Below are 16,354 nucleotides of genomic sequence, written 5' to 3'. Positions count from 1 at the left end.
TTGGGTATTTATATTCTGCTGTTATGGACGAGTCTTTCTGAGGAGCAGAGGCCGAATCCATCCACTCATTTTTTGACCACTAAGCCGATTACTTTCAGGTCAATTTACGCAAGCAAATGGGCGTACAATCTAGTGAATGCTTATAGTATGCTGCTGATTAGTGGAGGTGTCGTATTCATAATCAGTTTATTAATAGGCGGTTTGGGTGAATCAAACTATCCGATTTTAGTCTATGCAACAGGAATTACGGATGATGAAATGTTTTTTTCAAATGTCGATAATGTCCACTTTTTCTTTGAAAATTTAATCGTGCTGATCGTAAAAAGTGGAGTTCTTATCGTAGCTCAAATATTCTTCTTGAATAGCTTATTCAGTCTAATTGGTAAGTGGGTGAAAAATCATTATGTGACTATAATCATCACGGTACTAGTCTCAGTGGCAGGTTATTATTTAGCAAACCAATACATTACTGCATCATTTATACATCTGAATCCATTCATTTATTTTGATACATGGCATATTGTCGATGGTTGGAAGTCAGTATTATCGAACTCTCCTACTGTCAACTTCAATAATGGTTGGATGATTCTGTTGTCTAGTGGATTGTTGTTGTTCCTCATAGGGTTCATACCAAAAAGGAAGAGGGTGTCATGATGTCCTTATTACAAGTTCATGAGCTCAGAAAAAAGTATGGGAACCTACTTATATTGCAAGATATTTCATTTAATATTAATGAAGGTGAAATCGTCGGTCTCGTTGGTCCAAATGGGGCGGGGAAATCTACTTTGTTACGATCTATTTTGGCAATAGAGGAGGTAGAAAGTGGATCAGTGAAGGTTAAAAATATTTCTAATCAGAATTCCGATTTTTACAAATTCGTTTCATTTATACCGAGCGACAACTACTTATATATGCAGTTAACTGGGTACGACCATTTAGCTTTTGTCGCAAACATTTATCAGTTAGGAAAATCAGCGATTGAAGAGGTCATTGATCAAATTGGAATCAGCACTTATGTCGACCAACCTGTAAAAACCTACTCATATGGGATGAGACAGCATTTGCTTATTGCACTAAGCATATTAACAAAGCCTTCTATTATATTAATGGATGAACCTTTCAACGGTTTGGATCCGACAAGTACAATCGAATTGAAGGAATTAATCCGTAAATTACATGCCCAACGGATTAGCTTTATCATCTCCACACATAATTTGGATATTTTAGAGGATTTAACGAAAACAATTTGGTTCATCAGGGAAGGAATGTTGTTTAAAGACGATATTAAATTAGAGATGAAGCTGCCTTATCAAATTGAGGTTAAAGTTACTGATGTAACCATATTAGAAAATCTAATGACGGACTGTCAATTGCCACACCAAATATCGGAAAACATCGTAATTACAAATCACAATTACGATGTTGGTAAATACTTGGAGTGGCTTCTAATGAATAAGGTGCAAATTCAATCGGTCAATCAAATTAAACCAAATCTGGAGGAAAGATATAAGCATTTTTATGAAGTTTTAAAAAAAGAACAGGCTTAATAACTTTAAGCGGTAAAGGCGTTTTACTGTAATATGAAGCGACTAATAATCCGAGATATAAAAGTAATTCGCTACGAAGGATAAATCTTCGAAAAATAAGGGGCGTTGGTCGGGGCAATATTTAATTGTAAGGGGGTGTTATAAGACCGTAGTTTAAAAACCTTGGACATAAACTTTTCTATGTGCAATGGACAATTATAAATAATCTAGAATTGTCCTGGAATTGTTTCTTACACTGGGCACTATTACTATTGACTTCTCGACTACTACGTGTTACGATGTACTTGTAGTAAGCGATACTTAATAGCTTATATCACAAAAGCTATTAAGTAAAAATTATCCTTAGTACTAAGTTGTACTGAATATCAGCCATACAGATTAGAGGAGGCTCTGAACATGGAAAATTTAACTGAAATGCTGAAGGGTTCCCTGGAGGGCTGCGTTCTAGAAATCATCAGCCGCCATGAAACATATGGCTACGAGATTACTCGCAGCCTGAACGAACTTGGATTTACCGAAGTCGTGGAAGGGACAGTTTACACCATTCTTGTGCGATTAGAAAAGAAAAAACTTGTAAACATAGAAAAGAAGCCGTCGGATATGGGGCCGCCTCGCAAATTTTATTTACTTAATGAGGCCGGTCAGCTGGAACTAGAATTATTTTGGAAAAAATGGGATTTCGTATCCTCAAAAATCAATGTCTTGAAGTCACACTAGCTTCATAAGATAAACAGAATAATATTTTGGACTGTCTTTTTCAGCTATATAATAAGAGGAGGAAATATAACATGATGGGAATGTTCAAAAAATTGATTGGTGATAAGAAAGAGTACAAGGTGATGATGGCACGAGTTGAAGTCTTGCCAGAGGACTACAAGTTTGTATTTAAGAAAATCCAAAATTACATGTGGAATTTCTCAGCGGGCAACGGGATGGATATGCTACACATACAGTATGAACTAATCGATTTGTTTGAAGCCGGTGCTGCGGATGGCAGGCAAGTGTTAGAAATCACTGGGAACGATGTGGCATCCTTTGCTGATGAATTAGTGGCAAATGCTAAAACTTATGTCGCAAAGTATCGTGAGGATTTGAATCTGAGTATCATGAAGCAATTAGGAAAAAAATAAATTCAATAAATATTACCGACTGAATAGCTCGATGCAAACGTGAACTGTCACCTTCGTTATTCAGTTAATTTTACGCACGGTAGTAAGTAGTACAGATTATCAGTCAGACTATATAGGGGTTTAAAGAAAATCTTGCTTTGCGAAGCGTTTATTAAAAAGGAGGAAAAAAGTATGGGGAATGCAACGATTATTGTGAAAGGTTTAAAAAAATCCTTTAAAGAAAAGGAAGTTTTAAAAGGGGTGAATTTTGAGGTGCAGCGTGGTGAAATCTTTGCACTACTGGGCTCAAATGGGGCGGGTAAGACGACTACGGTTAACATACTGTCAACGTTGATGAAAGCTGATGGAGGTGAAGCAGTTATTTGTGGCTTTGACGTTTATGGGCAACCAGAACACATACGTCAGAACATCAGCCTCACTGGGCAATTTGCAGCATTGGACGGAGTGCTCACAGGGAGGGAAAACCTGCTGATGATCGCTAAGTTGAGGGGAGTCTCCAATCCAAATCAAGTCGTAGACAATTTGCTTACACGTTTCAGCCTACTTGATGCAGCCAACCGCCGGGCGGACCAATATTCTGGTGGGATGAAGCGCCGGCTCGACATCGCCATGAGTCTGATAGGGACGCCAGCAGTCATTTTTCTTGATGAACCGACGACAGGACTAGACCCCGAAGCCCGGATTGAAGTCTGGGATACAGTCAAGGAGCTTGCCGGAGGTGGCACTACCGTCTTACTGACGACTCAGTACTTAGAGGAAGCTGAACAATTGGCGGACCGTATCGCCATCCTACATGGTGGAAAAATTATTACGACGGGTACTCTTAATGAACTTAAAGAGATGTTCCCACCAGCCAAAGTGGAATACATCGAGAAGCAGCCGACATTAGAGGAAATTTTCCTTGCGATCATCAGTAAAAAGGAGGTAAGTAAATGAAAAGCAAAACAGGTGTTTTACTTGGGCGATTAATGCGTAACATCATGCGCAGTCCAGATACGATTATCACTGTGGCGATTACGCCGATTATGATGATGCTGCTATTTGTTTATGTATTTGGAGGAGCTATAGAAACAGGCACGGACAACTACGTTAATTATTTATTACCGGGAATTCTGCTGATGGCTATTTCATCCGGTGTGGCTTACACTTCCGTGCGGCTGTTTACGGATGTAAAGAGCGGATTAATGGCGCGTTTCATTACCATGCCTATCAAGCGCTCGTCCATATTGTGGGCTCACGTGTTAACCTCGCTCGTTTCAAATGCACTTACTATTGTGGTTGTTATACTCGTCGCGCTCCTAATGGGCTTCCGTTCCAGCGCTGATATCCTAGCTTGGCTCATGGTAGCCGGAATACTCGGCTTGTTTACGTTGGCGCTTACATGGCTAGCGATCATTCCGGGATTAACAGCGAAATCTATGGAAGGTTCGTATGCCTACTCGTACCCGTTAATTTTCCTGCCGTTTATCAGTTCGGCCTTTGTCCCAACTGAAACTATGCCTAAAATTGTCCGTGCGTTCGCTGAGAACCAACCCGTAACTTCAATTGTTAATGCGATTCGTTCTTTATTGTATAAAGGGGAAGTTGGCAATGATATCTGGGTTGCACTTGCCTGGTGTGTAGGCATTATGCTCATCGCATACTTTTTCGCCATTAAAGAATTTAAACGCAAGTTAGGGTAGGGTCCCTGTGTAAGATACAATTAGAAACAATTCTGAATTATCCTGAAATCACTACAATAGATAGATAACGATAATTACTCATATAATGTGCAAATACTAAATAATGTTACCTAATTCATAAAAAATGACAGAAGAAAAATAAACTTTTCCTCTGTCGTTTTTATTAATTGGTTGCTAAACAGACTTTTGCTTTAGAACACCATATGAAACACGAAACTGATAACAAATCCCATAGTTACAAAAGTAGTGGATGTCCTAATTGATAAAGCTCGAACATTTTGTAAAATGAATTCTTTTATACTCGTAACTGCTATTAGACCAATAGAGACTCCTAAAAGAACACTTTGAGCCTTTATGCCAAGATGTATGTGATTACCAATCCATATAAACAAACTAAAGCAGAATGACAAACCAATAAAACAAAGGAATAAACCGATTAGTTTCTGCCCCTGTGAAAGAAATATAGAAGTAAGAACGAATCCTTCTGGTATATGATGCAAAATGGTAGACATTGTTAAAGAGTGATCGAAAATGGAATCCCCAAGTAAGCTTCCAATCGTTAAACTTAAAGGAATTGTATGTATAAGAAGTGCGATAGTAAGTAGATAACCAGATGGTCTAATTGAAGAATGAAGTGATTTCTTAACAAAAAGTAAAAACATATAACCTAACAATATTCCCAGTGCAATACCAGGAGTTTTGTATGAGTTTAATGCCGACGGAATGATGTCTAGTGTTAGAAGGCCAATCAAAAATCCACCGCATAAAAGAGCCAAACCTTCATTAGAATGTTGAAATATTTTAGATACTATCCCTGCGATTACTGCCCCTACAGTTACACTTAAAAAAAGTAATCCCCCAAGAACTAATGCACTCAAATTTATCATTTCCTCTGCATACAAATTAGATGGATGTTGTTTAAGTGTATGTGTTCTTCTCGCAAAACTTTCATACATCTGACGATAATTTTTTGAGGTGTCCCTGTGTAGGACACAATTCAGAATCGTTTCTAATTGTGTCCTACACAGGGAACAACTAAAAGAGCAACTGGAGATACTGAGTAAAAAGGAAGTTTCCCTTTCTAATGCAATTAGAGTCAGTTAAAATATAATTAGTATTACTTTTATACATAGGGGGAAGCGAAAGCGTTCATATGACAATAGATAAAATGAAACAAACTTCGTTTAATAGAGCAACACTTGACCAATGGGAGCAAGTAGCTCTTAAATCACTCAAGGGGAAAACTTTGGAGTCACTATCAACTAGAACATTAGAAGATATTATTTTGAAACCGCTTTATTCTTTAGAAGATATGGAAAATATTCCAGAATCACAAACGGCTATTGTTCGTGATGCAAAAAAGTCTTCTGGCTGGTTGATCGCACAAGTTGTAGAAGGTTCTTCAAGTAAGGAGATACTTGAGGGAATCAAAGAGTCACTTACAAAAGGTAATGATGTTGTTCATTTTAAAATAGAAAAAGAACATAATTGGCAAACAAATGAAAAAGAAGAGCTAGCAGAGCTATTGAAGAAGCATACTGCTATTTTAGATGTTACAAATGATCCAGCTTTTTTAACTTATTTCTCAGACCTAAAAGGATTAGTAAAAGGTGCAGAGGATGTAGAACTTTTGAATGCTAGAACATATTTCTTAAATGGCTCTTCCATCCATCAACAAGGTGGAGATGCTATTAGTGAGCTAGCTAGCGTATTAGTACAAGCAGATAAGTTTGCTAAAAATTCGGGGATAGACAAGCTTGTTTCAAACGCATTTGTACAATTTTCGATTGAAAATAATTTCTTTATGGAAATAGCGAAAATTCGAGCATTTCGTATTCTATGGCAAGCTTTCGGACAAGCATATGGGAAATCTAACATAGCAGCAATTCCTGTACATACCGAAACCTCTTTAAGGTCTTACTCCGTATTAGATGCAAACGTTAATATTTTGCGTTCTGGTAATAGTGCGCTGGCTGCCGTTCTTGGTGGAGTGGATAGTTTGACAACGTATCCACATGATTATCTGACTGGAGCAACACCGACATCCAATCGAATCGCAAGAAATATGCAGCTCGTATTAAAAGAAGAAACGCATACCCAGCGTATTGTTGATGCAGCAGGTGGTTCTTACTATGTAGACACACTAACGAATGAACTTGTCGAAAAAACGTGGGCATACTTTTTAACTTTAATGAAAGAAGCAACTGTTGAGAATAGAGAAACAATACTTTTAGAAAGAGCAGAAGTGAAATGGAACGAGCAACTTGCTGAACTCTCTACACGTAAAAAATCGTTAATTGGAACGAATAAATATGCAAATCCAGATGATATTCTGGAAGTTTCTATTAAACAAACTGATTATAAACGACTAGCTGAACCTTTTGAACAATTAAGAAAATCATTCCAAGATAATCCATTAAACACTGCAATTATTCCCTTTGGCATTTTAAAAGAATATAAGGCTCGGATGGATTTTGTTAACGGTTATTTAATCGCATTAGGGATTTCACCAATTGTAGCTCCTGAAAATTTAAAACCATTTGATCTACAAAAATGGATAAATGAAAAAAATATTAACTATGTTGTATTTGTTGGTAACGATGAGCAAACGGCTGGTTTAGTACCTGCAATACTAAATGAAAATCTGTCCGTTCCAATGGATGTTGCCGGGAAATTTGAGGAGTATGAAGACTGGTTAGATGCCGGGTTATATGGAAGTATCTATGCTGGACAATCACTTCTTAAAAAAGGGCAACAATTACTTGCCCTTGCTAAAAAGGAGGATTCAAATGACAATGCCTAATTACGATAAAGTATCTATTAAAGAAGTGTTATTAAATGAAGGACATCCAAAAATGGCAGCGGTAGATTCCTTTTTAACGAATGAAGGAATTCATTTAAAACAAATGTATATCAAGGAAGATACGTCTGAATTCCCACATCTAAATGATCTACCAGGTATCGCACCGAACACGAGGGGACCTTATCCAACGATGTATGTTGCGAAACCTTGGACTGTTCGTCAGTATGCTGGTTTTTCAACTGCGGAAGAAAGTAATGCTTTTTATAGAAGAAACTTGGCTATGGGACAAAAGGGATTATCGGTTGCATTTGATCTTGCCACACACCGTGGCTACGATTCTGATCATGAACGAGTTACCGGGGATGTAGGAAAAGCAGGAGTTGCAATTGACTCTGTTGAAGATATGAAGATATTATTTAATGGAATTCCATTAGACCAAATGTCTGTATCAATGACGATGAATGGTGCAGTACTTCCAATACTAGCCTTCTATATTGTGACTGCAGAAGAGCAAGGCGTTACAACAGAGCAGTTAGCTGGTACGATTCAAAATGATATCTTAAAGGAATATATGGTTCGTAACACATATATTTATACACCTGAAATGTCTATGAAAATTATTGCAGATATTTTTGCTTATACAGCTCAAAAGATGCCGAAATTTAATTCTATTTCAATATCCGGTTATCATATGCAAGAAGCTGGAGCAACCGCTGATATTGAACTAGCTTACACTTTAGCTGATGGCTTAGAATATGTTCGAACAGGGTTAGCTGCCGGAATAGATATTGATGCATTTGCGCCCAGACTTTCATTCTTTTGGGCAATCGGAATGAATTATTTTATGGAAATCGCTAAAATGCGTGCAGCTCGTAGAATATGGGCGCAAATGATGCAAAGCTTTAATCCGAAAAATCCGAAATCATTAGCTCTTCGTACACATTCTCAAACGTCTGGCTGGAGTTTAACCGAGCAGGATCCATTTAACAATGTTACTAGAACGTTAGTAGAGGCAAACGCAGCTGCGATGGGGCATACACAATCACTTCATACAAATGCTTTAGATGAAGCAATTGCCTTGCCGACAGATTTCTCAGCTCGAATCGCTCGTAACACTCAACTTTTTTTACAGGAAGAAACGAATATGACAAAGGTAATAGATCCATGGGGTGGGTCTTACTATGTCGAGACACTAACACACGAATTAATGGAAAAAGCATGGACTTTGATCGAAGAAATTGAAGAACTTGGAGGTATGGCGAAAGCGATAGAAACCGGCCTTCCTAAAATGAAGATAGAAGAAGCAGCAGCTAAAAAACAAGCACAAATTGACTCTTCTAAAGAAGTTATCATTGGAGTGAACAAATACCGTTTAGAGCAAGAAGATGCTATTGATATTTTAAATATAGATAATACAGTCGTTCGTCAAAAACAAATGGAGCGCTTAGAAAAAGTTAAAGCTAACCGTGATGAAGAAGCAGTACAAAAAGCGTTAACTAAATTAACTGATGCAGCAAGAACTGGTGAAACCAATCTATTAGAAGCTGCTGTTGTTGCTGCTAGGGAACGTGCAACTATTGGTGAAATTTCAGATGCAATCGAAGTGGTAGCAGGCAGACATAAGGCGGTGATTCGTTCTGTGAGTGGTGTATATAGTGCAAACTTTAATGATGCGGAAGAGATTGATGCAGTGAAACAAATGGCAGAGGATTTCCGGAAAAACGAAGGTCGTCGCCCACGTATTTTAATCGCCAAAATGGGTCAAGACGGGCATGATCGCGGAGCTAAGGTTATTGCAACTGCATTTGCTGATTTAGGATTTGACGTTGATATTAGTCCACTTTTCCAAACACCTGCAGAAACTGCACTACAGGCGGTAGAAAATGATGTTCATGTTGTCGGAGTAAGTTCATTAGCAGCTGGACATATGACATTAGTACCTTCATTGAAAGAGGAGTTAGCTAAGCTTGGTAGAGAAGATATATTAATCGTTGTTGGTGGTGTTATCCCAGCACAGGATTATTCTTTCCTACGTGACAACGGTGCTTCCGCTATTTTCGGACCTGGAACAGTTATACCAGTAGCAGCACAAAAAGTTATTGAAGAGATTTATAAGCGCCTTGGCTACGAGGAAGTGGAAGATTAATGTCAAAAACGGATAATAATAACGATTCTACTATGCATGTGATGAGTGGTATTAAATCGCAACATGATGGTGTGGGGAAGGCTTCTATTAAAAAGTTCTCCAAAAAAAAGCCTCTTCAAATCAATGAAGAGGAATATATCCGAAATATACAAAATGGCTCCAGGTTGCATTTAGCAAAAGCGATAACATTTATAGAAAGTACTGTATATGATCAGCAGCATATCGGACAGCAATTATTGAAAAACTTACTTTCATTTACTGGTAACAGCGTTCGTATCGGAATAACTGGAGTTCCTGGAGTAGGAAAGAGTACCTTTATCGAGTCATTTGGTAAAATGCTATGTGATCAGGGATATAGAGTAGCAGTACTAGCTATAGATCCTAGTTCCTCCCTGACAGGTGGAAGTATTCTAGGGGACAAAACAAGAATGGAAGAACTCTCCAGACATCCGAACGCATTTATTAGACCATCTCCAACTGCAGGTACACTTGGAGGCGTACACAAAAAGTCTCGTGAGACGATGCTTCTTTGTGAGGCTGCAGGTTACGATGTTATTTTAGTTGAAACGGTTGGTGTAGGTCAAAGTGAAACGATTGTCCGAGGAATGGTCGATTTCTTTTTATTATTAGCGCTCACAGGTGCGGGAGATGAACTTCAAGGGATGAAAAAAGGAATAATGGAGCTTGCTGATGCTATTATTGTTCATAAAGCAGACGGATCAAATGAAAAGCTAGCCAAAAAAACAGTAGCTGAGTATAAGCAAATACTTCACTTTCTAGCACCTTCCTCACCATACTGGAAGACTCCCGCACTAGCAGTATCTTCACTACAAAAAATTGGCTTAGATATCGTTTGGGAAAATATACTTCATTTCCAACAAGTGATGAAGGAAAAAACTGTATGGCAACAAAGGAGAAAAGAACAAACAGTTGAATGGTTTAAATCAATGATTGTCGATCGATTATATGATGACTTTTTTTCTTCTAATGAAAGGAAACAATCAATGGCAAAATTAGAGCAATTAGTGCGGAACGAAAAAATAACGGTTTCGCAAGCGTTAGACGATCTTTTTTCCTCGAATCCAAACCTATAATCTGATAAGATAAATATAGTTTAAAAAAGGAGAGTGGCATAAATGAATATGGATTTCAATCTATATATGAATGATATACTGGTACAAGCTCGTGGAGAAATGGAAGCAGCAGGCTATGAGCAACTTGAAACACCTGAAGATGTAGACGCTGCATTTGCTCGAAAAGGAACAACATTAGTAATGGTAAACTCAGTATGCGGATGTGCTGGAGGTATTGCTCGCCCTGCTGCAGCAAACTCTGTACATTATGATAAACGTCCGGACCATTTAGTGACTGTTTTTGCTGGTCAAGACAAATTAGCAACTCAACAAGCACGTAATCTATTCGGTGATGATCACTTACCTTCCTCTCCATCATTTGTACTGTTGAAAGATGGACAACCAGTAGCAGAAATTGGTCGTCATGAGATAGAAGGCCATGCTCCAACTTCAGTAATCACACATCTTCAAGGATTATTTGAAGAATATTGTGAAGAAGTATAAAAAAATAAAAACCAGCGGAAGCATTTTGAAATGCATTCGCTGGTTTTTGTCATTTCAAGATAGAGCATAGCCTATCACTTAGATGATAAGATTGGACAAATTTTAGATCGTGATAAAATTAATTAGAATAGAATCCCTTTTAAGTTAGAAATGCTATTATCCAATGATAGATAAGAACGCAGATTTTCTTTTATCTAGTGGAAATAAAGAGAAAAAGTAAGTATTTACTAAATAAAGAAGTAAGATTGCGATCGAAATTGTATCTTCGTGAGCTTGCTCTATATATAGGGAAGTATCTATTCTCTAGTTATCCAAAATGCATTTATCCTGTTTAAAAGAGTTGCAGGAGGGTGACGGACAGGGAAACGTAATAAGATAACCGAAAAAAAGAGATGCTAGTTGGTTGTGACGTCCGACACAACTAACCAGCATCTCTAAAATTCACTTGGTAATAGGGTTTTGACATTAAAGAACGAAGCTGATTCCCATTAGTAATGTAGACACTACCATTACTAAAATCATTAAATAAACAATAACTTTACGAAATTTTTGATTTTGCATAATTTCTCTCCTTTAGCTTGTACCTTTATTTTAACAAAAACATAAAAATGCACAAGAGGTAGAGATTTTTTTTTGAAATAGGTACAATAGGAAAAGGTAAGCGTTTTACAAAAGGGGTGTAAAAATGGAGAAAATTGATCATATTGGTATTGCTGTAAAAAGTATTGAAGACTCTCTTCCATATTACATAGATACATTGGGGTTAAAACTAGTACATATTGAAGATGTTGTATCAGAAAAAGTTCGTGTAGCTTTTATTGATAGCGGCAATGTCCATTTAGAATTGCTTCAACCAATCGATGATACAAGTACGATTCATTCATTTATCGAAAAAAAAGGTGAAGGTATTCATCATATAGCTTTTGGCGTTACAAGTATACAGCAGCGTTTGGATGAGCTGAAAGACAAGGGAGTTCGGCTTATACAAGAGACTGCAAAAGCTGGTGCCCATGGTGCTCAGGTAGCTTTTATACATCCAAAAGCATCTCATGGAGTACTTTATGAATTAGTCGACAAAACCGGGGGAGAGAAGTAATTATGGATATTTATGAAAAAATCAATGACTTATATGATCGTAAACGTAAAATCGAACTTGGTGGCGGAGATGAACGGATTGAAAAGCAGCATGAAAAAGGGAAGTTGACTGCTCGTGAACGTATTGAATTATTAGTAGACAAAGATTCATTTGTAGAGTTAAACCCTTTTATCAAGCACCGTACAGTTGACTTCGGAATGGACAAGCAAGAAGGTCCTGGAGATGGGGTCGTAACTGGTTACGGGAAAGTGAATGGTCGTCCAATTTATTTATTCTCACAAGATTTCACAGTTTTTGGTGGAGCTTTGGGAGAAATGCATGCACTTAAAATTGCGAACGTAATGGACTTAGCAGAAAAAAATGGAGCGCCGTTTATTGGGTTAAACGATTCCGGCGGTGCTCGTATTCAAGAAGGCGTTGTTTCACTAGATGGATACGGACAAATTTTTTATCGTAATGCCATATATTCCGGGGTTATTCCTCAAATTTCTGTGATTTTAGGTCCATGTGCTGGTGGAGCTGTGTATTCGCCTGCTATAACTGATTTTGTGTTTATGACAGATGAAACTAGTCAAATGTTTATCACAGGTCCTAAAGTTATAGAAACAGTTACCGGAGAAAAAATTTCTGCCGAAGACCTGGGTGGATCGAAAGTACATAACACTATAAGTGGAAATGCACATTTCCGTGGGGAGACGGAAGAGGTAGTATTAGAAAGTGTCCGTCTGCTATTAAGTTATTTACCACAAAGCTTTGAAGAAAAAGCTCCTTTAGCTGTTGTTGAAGATGAGGATGATTATCGTTCTGAATTAGCAGATATCGTTCCTTATGAGGCAATCCGTCCTTATGATGTTCGAAAGGTTATTGAACAGATAGTTGATACAGATTCTTTCTTGGAAGTGCAAAAGGAGTTTGCTAAAAATATAGTTATTGGTCTAGCTCGTATTAAAGGCGAGGTAGTTGGTCTAGTTTGTAACCAACCAAAAGTAATGGCTGGAGGATTAGATATAGACTCTTCAGACAAAGCTGCACGTTTTATTCGTTTTTGTGATTCCTTCAATATCCCTATCATTACGTTTGAAGATGTAACTGGATTCTTCCCAGGTATTAAACAGGAACATGGTGGAATTATTCGCCACGGAGCTAAAATATTATTTGCTTATTCAGAAGCAACCGTTCCTAAAATAACAGTTATTTTACGAAAAGCATACGGAGGTGCTTATGTTGCTCTAAACTCCAAGTCAATTGGGGCAGATGTTGTTTTTGCATGGCCTAATGCGGAAATAGCAGTTATGGGGCCAAACGGAGCTGCCAATATAATTTTTGCACGTGAAATTGCTCAAAGTGAAGATCCTGAAGCAGTACGTGCGGAAAAGATTGAGGAATACCGTGAAAAATTTGCAAATCCATATGTAGCGGCCTCAATGGGAATGGTCGATGATGTTATTGACCCTCGAGAAACACGTATTAAGTTAATTCAGTCATTAGAAATGATGCGAAATAAGAAAGAAACTAGACCAAACAAAAAACATGGTAATATTCCATTATAAAAGGAGACTTTTAAATGAGTCGATTAATAGATGAATTTTTAGAGCTAGTTCAAATAGATTCTGAAACAAAGTATGAGGGAGTAATTGCACCTATTTTAAAAAGTAAATTAGAACAGCTTGGATTTACTGTTATTGAAGATGATTCTGCTTCTAGAAATGGTCACGGAGCTGGAAATTTAATCGGAACTTTAAAGGGATCTAATCCAAACGTAGACCCAATATACTTTACGGTTCATATGGATACTGTTGTACCAGGTAAAGGGATTAAACCCGTTATAAAAGAAGATGGTTATATATACTCGGATGGAACAACAATTTTAGGAGCTGATGATAAAGCTGGAATAGCAGCATTATTTGAAGCTATTCGTCGATTGAAAGAGCAATCTATTGAGCACGGGGATATACAGGTTGTTATTACCGCTGGAGAAGAAAGTGGTCTAGTAGGAGCAAAAGAATTAGATGCTTCTTTGCTAACTGCAAAATATGGCTATGCGATTGATAGTGATGGGACTGTCGGTGGAATTGTAACAGCTGCTCCTTTCCAATCTAAGCTGTGGACAACTATTACTGGAAAAACTGCTCATGCTGGAGTTGCTCCTGAAAAAGGTATTTCTGCTATAACTTTAGCTGCAAAAGCTATTTCTGCTATGAAGTTAGGAAGACTAGATGCTGAAACGACTGCTAATATCGGTCGATTTGAAGGTGGACAAGCAACTAATATCGTCTGTGATGAAGTGCACATACTTTCTGAGGCACGCTCGATCAATAAAGATAAACTTAATGCGCAAGTTGCACATATGGTTGCAACATTCGCAGAAACAGCTGAAAAATTTGGAGGTAAAGCCGTAACTGAAACACAATTAATGTACCCAGGCTTCCATTTTGAAGAACATCATTCTGTTGTACAGGTTGCTAAACGTGCAGTAGAGCGAATTGGAAGGACTGCTGAGATTAAGACTAGTGGCGGTGGCAGTGATGCAAATGTTATTGCTGGATTTGGTATTCCTACTGTTATCTTATCTGTAGGGTATGAAGAAATTCATACAACAAATGAACGCATGCCTATTGAAGAATTAGAGAAACTAGCCGATTTAATAGTAGAGATCGTTTTAGTAGCGGCAGAATAAATAGGAGGTGACTGTGTTGAGCAATGAAAAAGTAGTAGTATTTCAATGTGGAAATGAAGATTATGCAGTTTCAATTGAACATGTAGTCTCCATTGAGAAATTAGAGCATGTAAACCCAATACCGCACTTGCCAGATTATTTAATTGGTTTGATGAAAATTCGAGGAGAGCTAGTGCCAATAATCGATTTTGAACAAGTTTTGTATAACCGTAGTGGTATTGATCAAGAATTAGCAAGAGTAATTACTATTCATACTGAAGATATGACGGTTGGTCTTCTTGTGAAAGAAGCGAAAGAAATTTTAGATATTGATCAGGATAATCTAAAGCAAATTGGTCTAGTAAATTATACGAAAACACGTTATTTCACAGCTGTTGCAAACTTAGAAAATCGAATGATTACAATTGTAGATGCTTCTATATTAGTTAGTTCATTAGAAGGTTTTGAAGATATTCAAACATATGTTGAAGAAGTTAAGAAAGAAGAGACTATTAATAACTAGTTTCATGTTTTAGTTAAGGAAGGTAGCTTATATAGCTACCTTTTTTTATTGATAAGAAAGTATATAAAAATTCTCCTTGAATACTGGTTTCATGGGTCTCTAAAGCACGAATAATCCAGTGATTTCTGTTTCATGTGGGCGCATTCACGGGCGAGTTTTTGCGACGAGCTTGCGTAGGAGCAAAGGAAGCGGCTGAAGCCGTGCCCACGGAAAGCGTCCGACCTTTGCTACAATCAACAGCATATCTAGGTTCTGTTGAGAGAGAACTAGGCGTCTTTTAACCAATCTTTATTAAGTGCAGAGAACCCTTCATGTGTTAGTAGGGAATGTATACATATGGGTCCTCTGGCTGTTCAATTCGTTCAATTTTGTTTATTTGTAAATTTGGTAAATATTGGCCATCTACATTTGTTTTCGCCAAGATTCCAGTTGCTTTAATCCATTCATCCATGACTACTGGGTGAGATATATCCGTTGTGGCTATAGTTCCAAATACAGAAGAATCGGCTACACAACAAGCAATTGCCACTCGTGATATAACAAATTGATCTGGTTTTAAGTCAGGCTCCTTATAGACAAAACCCATAATCTCAATTTCTTTTCCAATAAATGAATTTAAATCATTAACAAAAATATCTAAAGTATCCAAATAAAATTCATCTTTTACAATGATTTTCGGGTTATTAAGTAGTTCATTCTTTAGCTCTAATCTATTATTATAAACCGTGCTTCCTTCATCGAAATAGCTTATGTCACTATTATCAGAAAGTGCTGAAGAATCCCCACCAAATTCTGTCTGCTGTAAGGACGAATTTAAACCATAGTTGATGCCTCTATTTGCGACAATGGAACTATCCATAATCGTATCTGGAAACCAAAATCCAATTAGTATAGGTAAAAAAAATAAAGAATAAATAAAACCACTTTGGAGGAACGAGCTATTATTATGATCAAAACCACAATTACAGAAAAGATCCATCTTATTCTTGGAACCACTTCTCCAAATTTGTATAACCGCTAATATCAACAAAACACCTATAGCAAAGTAAGAGAAGGGTATCATTTTTGGTGCAATATAGTATTCGATATCTCCAGTCAAAGCCAACTTAAAAGTAAGCAGAAAAAAACCAATCAATATAATACCTCTTAATAATATATGAAAACTATAATCTCTCTCTTTTTGCATACTCCACC

General features: G+C 37.4%; 17 protein-coding genes. 14 read left to right on the top strand and 3 right to left on the bottom strand.

The window, feature by feature from the left end; translation table 11 throughout:
* Window positions 1-132: 132 nt before the first annotated feature.
* From MKY60_RS10700 to MKY60_RS10675, 6 genes are all read left to right on the top strand, one after another.
* Window positions 133-654 carry a hypothetical protein gene (locus tag MKY60_RS10700; RefSeq protein WP_340929783.1) on the top strand — a complete coding sequence of 174 codons (522 nt, stop codon included), beginning with the start codon at window positions 133-135 and terminating at the stop codon, window positions 652-654.
* Window positions 651-1,547 carry an ABC transporter ATP-binding protein gene (locus tag MKY60_RS10695; protein ID WP_340929782.1) on the top strand — a complete coding sequence of 299 codons (897 nt, stop codon included), beginning with the start codon at window positions 651-653 and terminating at the stop codon, window positions 1,545-1,547. Before MKY60_RS10700 ends, MKY60_RS10695 begins: the two co-directional genes overlap by 4 nt.
* 396 nt (window positions 1,548-1,943) lie before the next feature.
* Complete coding sequence (locus MKY60_RS10690) at window positions 1,944-2,264, top strand: PadR family transcriptional regulator (RefSeq protein WP_340929780.1); 321 nt, start codon at window positions 1,944-1,946, stop codon at window positions 2,262-2,264.
* 71 nt (window positions 2,265-2,335) lie between these two features.
* Window positions 2,336-2,677 (top strand): DUF1048 domain-containing protein, encoded by a 342-nt coding sequence (locus MKY60_RS10685; RefSeq protein WP_340929779.1) that lies wholly within the window; start codon window positions 2,336-2,338, stop codon window positions 2,675-2,677.
* Window positions 2,678-2,848: 171 nt separating this feature from the next.
* Entirely contained in the window at window positions 2,849-3,613 is a 765-nt protein-coding gene (locus MKY60_RS10680) for an ABC transporter ATP-binding protein (RefSeq protein WP_340879739.1), read from the top strand.
* Window positions 3,610-4,359, top strand: coding sequence for an ABC transporter permease (locus MKY60_RS10675; protein WP_340929778.1), 750 nt, complete (start codon window positions 3,610-3,612; stop codon window positions 4,357-4,359). Before MKY60_RS10680 ends, MKY60_RS10675 begins: the two co-directional genes overlap by 4 nt.
* A 191-nt stretch (window positions 4,360-4,550) precedes the next feature.
* Here the strand turns inward: MKY60_RS10675 and MKY60_RS10670 are convergent, their stop codons facing one another.
* Complete coding sequence (locus tag MKY60_RS10670; RefSeq protein WP_340931088.1) at window positions 4,551-5,246, bottom strand: zinc transporter family protein; 696 nt, start codon at window positions 5,244-5,246, stop codon at window positions 4,551-4,553.
* Between the two features lie 266 nt (window positions 5,247-5,512).
* Between MKY60_RS10670 and MKY60_RS10665 the strand changes: the two genes are divergently transcribed.
* The 4 genes from MKY60_RS10665 to MKY60_RS10650 are packed head-to-tail and all read left to right on the top strand — an operon-like array spanning window position 5,513 to window position 10,885.
* Window positions 5,513-7,162 carry a methylmalonyl-CoA mutase family protein gene (locus MKY60_RS10665; protein ID WP_340929777.1) on the top strand — a complete coding sequence of 550 codons (1,650 nt, stop codon included), beginning with the start codon at window positions 5,513-5,515 and terminating at the stop codon, window positions 7,160-7,162.
* Window positions 7,149-9,308 (top strand): methylmalonyl-CoA mutase, encoded by a 2,160-nt coding sequence (scpA, locus tag MKY60_RS10660; protein WP_340929776.1) that lies wholly within the window; start codon window positions 7,149-7,151, stop codon window positions 9,306-9,308. The genes MKY60_RS10665 and scpA overlap by 14 nt, the downstream gene beginning before the upstream one ends.
* Complete coding sequence (gene meaB, locus MKY60_RS10655; RefSeq protein ID WP_340929774.1) at window positions 9,308-10,402, top strand: methylmalonyl Co-A mutase-associated GTPase MeaB; 1,095 nt, start codon at window positions 9,308-9,310, stop codon at window positions 10,400-10,402. Before scpA ends, meaB begins: the two co-directional genes overlap by 1 nt.
* 42 nt (window positions 10,403-10,444) lie before the next feature.
* Window positions 10,445-10,885 carry a BrxA/BrxB family bacilliredoxin gene (locus MKY60_RS10650; RefSeq protein WP_090569557.1) on the top strand — a complete coding sequence of 147 codons (441 nt, stop codon included), beginning with the start codon at window positions 10,445-10,447 and terminating at the stop codon, window positions 10,883-10,885.
* A 465-nt stretch (window positions 10,886-11,350) separates the two neighbouring features.
* Here the strand turns inward: MKY60_RS10650 and prli42 are convergent, their stop codons facing one another.
* Complete coding sequence (gene prli42 / locus MKY60_RS10645) at window positions 11,351-11,446, bottom strand: stressosome-associated protein Prli42 (RefSeq protein ID WP_241599582.1); 96 nt, start codon at window positions 11,444-11,446, stop codon at window positions 11,351-11,353.
* A gap of 124 nt (window positions 11,447-11,570) precedes the next feature.
* Between prli42 and mce the strand changes: the two genes are divergently transcribed.
* Genes mce through MKY60_RS10625 form a run of 4 tightly spaced genes read left to right on the top strand, consistent with a single transcriptional unit; the run spans window position 11,571 to window position 15,160 of the window.
* Window positions 11,571-11,981: a methylmalonyl-CoA epimerase gene (gene mce, locus MKY60_RS10640; protein WP_090569554.1), complete on the top strand. Its 411-nt coding sequence runs from the start codon at window positions 11,571-11,573 to the stop codon at window positions 11,979-11,981.
* Between the two features lie 2 nt (window positions 11,982-11,983).
* Window positions 11,984-13,531, top strand: coding sequence for an acyl-CoA carboxylase subunit beta (locus tag MKY60_RS10635; RefSeq protein WP_340929772.1), 1,548 nt, complete (start codon window positions 11,984-11,986; stop codon window positions 13,529-13,531).
* A 14-nt stretch (window positions 13,532-13,545) separates the two neighbouring features.
* Window positions 13,546-14,658: a M20/M25/M40 family metallo-hydrolase gene (locus MKY60_RS10630; RefSeq protein ID WP_241599579.1), complete on the top strand. Its 1,113-nt coding sequence runs from the start codon at window positions 13,546-13,548 to the stop codon at window positions 14,656-14,658.
* A gap of 16 nt (window positions 14,659-14,674) precedes the next feature.
* Window positions 14,675-15,160 carry a chemotaxis protein CheW gene (locus tag MKY60_RS10625; RefSeq protein WP_340879732.1) on the top strand — a complete coding sequence of 162 codons (486 nt, stop codon included), beginning with the start codon at window positions 14,675-14,677 and terminating at the stop codon, window positions 15,158-15,160.
* 316 nt (window positions 15,161-15,476) lie between these two features.
* Here MKY60_RS10625 and MKY60_RS10620 read toward each other — a convergent pair whose 3' ends face one another.
* On the bottom strand, window positions 15,477-16,346 hold the full coding sequence (locus MKY60_RS10620; RefSeq protein ID WP_340929771.1) for a TIGR03943 family putative permease subunit: 870 nt from the start codon (window positions 16,344-16,346) through the stop codon (window positions 15,477-15,479).
* Window positions 16,347-16,354: the final 8 nt, after the last annotated feature.

The organism is Psychrobacillus sp. FSL K6-1415, assembly GCF_038003185.1.
GTDB lineage: Bacteria > Bacillota > Bacilli > Bacillales_A > Planococcaceae > Psychrobacillus > Psychrobacillus psychrodurans.
The sequence above is the reverse complement of the archived record's forward strand: the minus strand, read 5'-3'. Positions and strand labels throughout refer to the sequence as shown.

Coding starts and splice junctions, on each gene's coding strand:
- MKY60_RS10695 (WP_340929782.1), top strand. CDS start 651: ATGATGTCCTTATTACAAGTTCATGAGCTCAGAAAAAAGTATGGGAAC.
- MKY60_RS10690 (WP_340929780.1), top strand. CDS start 1,944: ATGGAAAATTTAACTGAAATGCTGAAGGGTTCCCTGGAGGGCTGCGTT.
- MKY60_RS10685 (WP_340929779.1), top strand. CDS start 2,336: ATGATGGGAATGTTCAAAAAATTGATTGGTGATAAGAAAGAGTACAAG.
- MKY60_RS10680 (WP_340879739.1), top strand. CDS start 2,849: ATGGGGAATGCAACGATTATTGTGAAAGGTTTAAAAAAATCCTTTAAA.
- MKY60_RS10675 (WP_340929778.1), top strand. CDS start 3,610: ATGAAAAGCAAAACAGGTGTTTTACTTGGGCGATTAATGCGTAACATC.
- MKY60_RS10670 (WP_340931088.1), bottom strand. CDS start 5,246: ATGATAAATTTGAGTGCATTAGTTCTTGGGGGATTACTTTTTTTAAGT.
- MKY60_RS10665 (WP_340929777.1), top strand. CDS start 5,513: ATGACAATAGATAAAATGAAACAAACTTCGTTTAATAGAGCAACACTT.
- scpA (WP_340929776.1), top strand. CDS start 7,149: ATGACAATGCCTAATTACGATAAAGTATCTATTAAAGAAGTGTTATTA.
- meaB (WP_340929774.1), top strand. CDS start 9,308: ATGTCAAAAACGGATAATAATAACGATTCTACTATGCATGTGATGAGT.
- MKY60_RS10650 (WP_090569557.1), top strand. CDS start 10,445: ATGAATATGGATTTCAATCTATATATGAATGATATACTGGTACAAGCT.
- prli42 (WP_241599582.1), bottom strand. CDS start 11,446: ATGCAAAATCAAAAATTTCGTAAAGTTATTGTTTATTTAATGATTTTA.
- mce (WP_090569554.1), top strand. CDS start 11,571: ATGGAGAAAATTGATCATATTGGTATTGCTGTAAAAAGTATTGAAGAC.
- MKY60_RS10635 (WP_340929772.1), top strand. CDS start 11,984: ATGGATATTTATGAAAAAATCAATGACTTATATGATCGTAAACGTAAA.
- MKY60_RS10630 (WP_241599579.1), top strand. CDS start 13,546: ATGAGTCGATTAATAGATGAATTTTTAGAGCTAGTTCAAATAGATTCT.
- MKY60_RS10620 (WP_340929771.1), bottom strand. CDS start 16,346: ATGCAAAAAGAGAGAGATTATAGTTTTCATATATTATTAAGAGGTATT.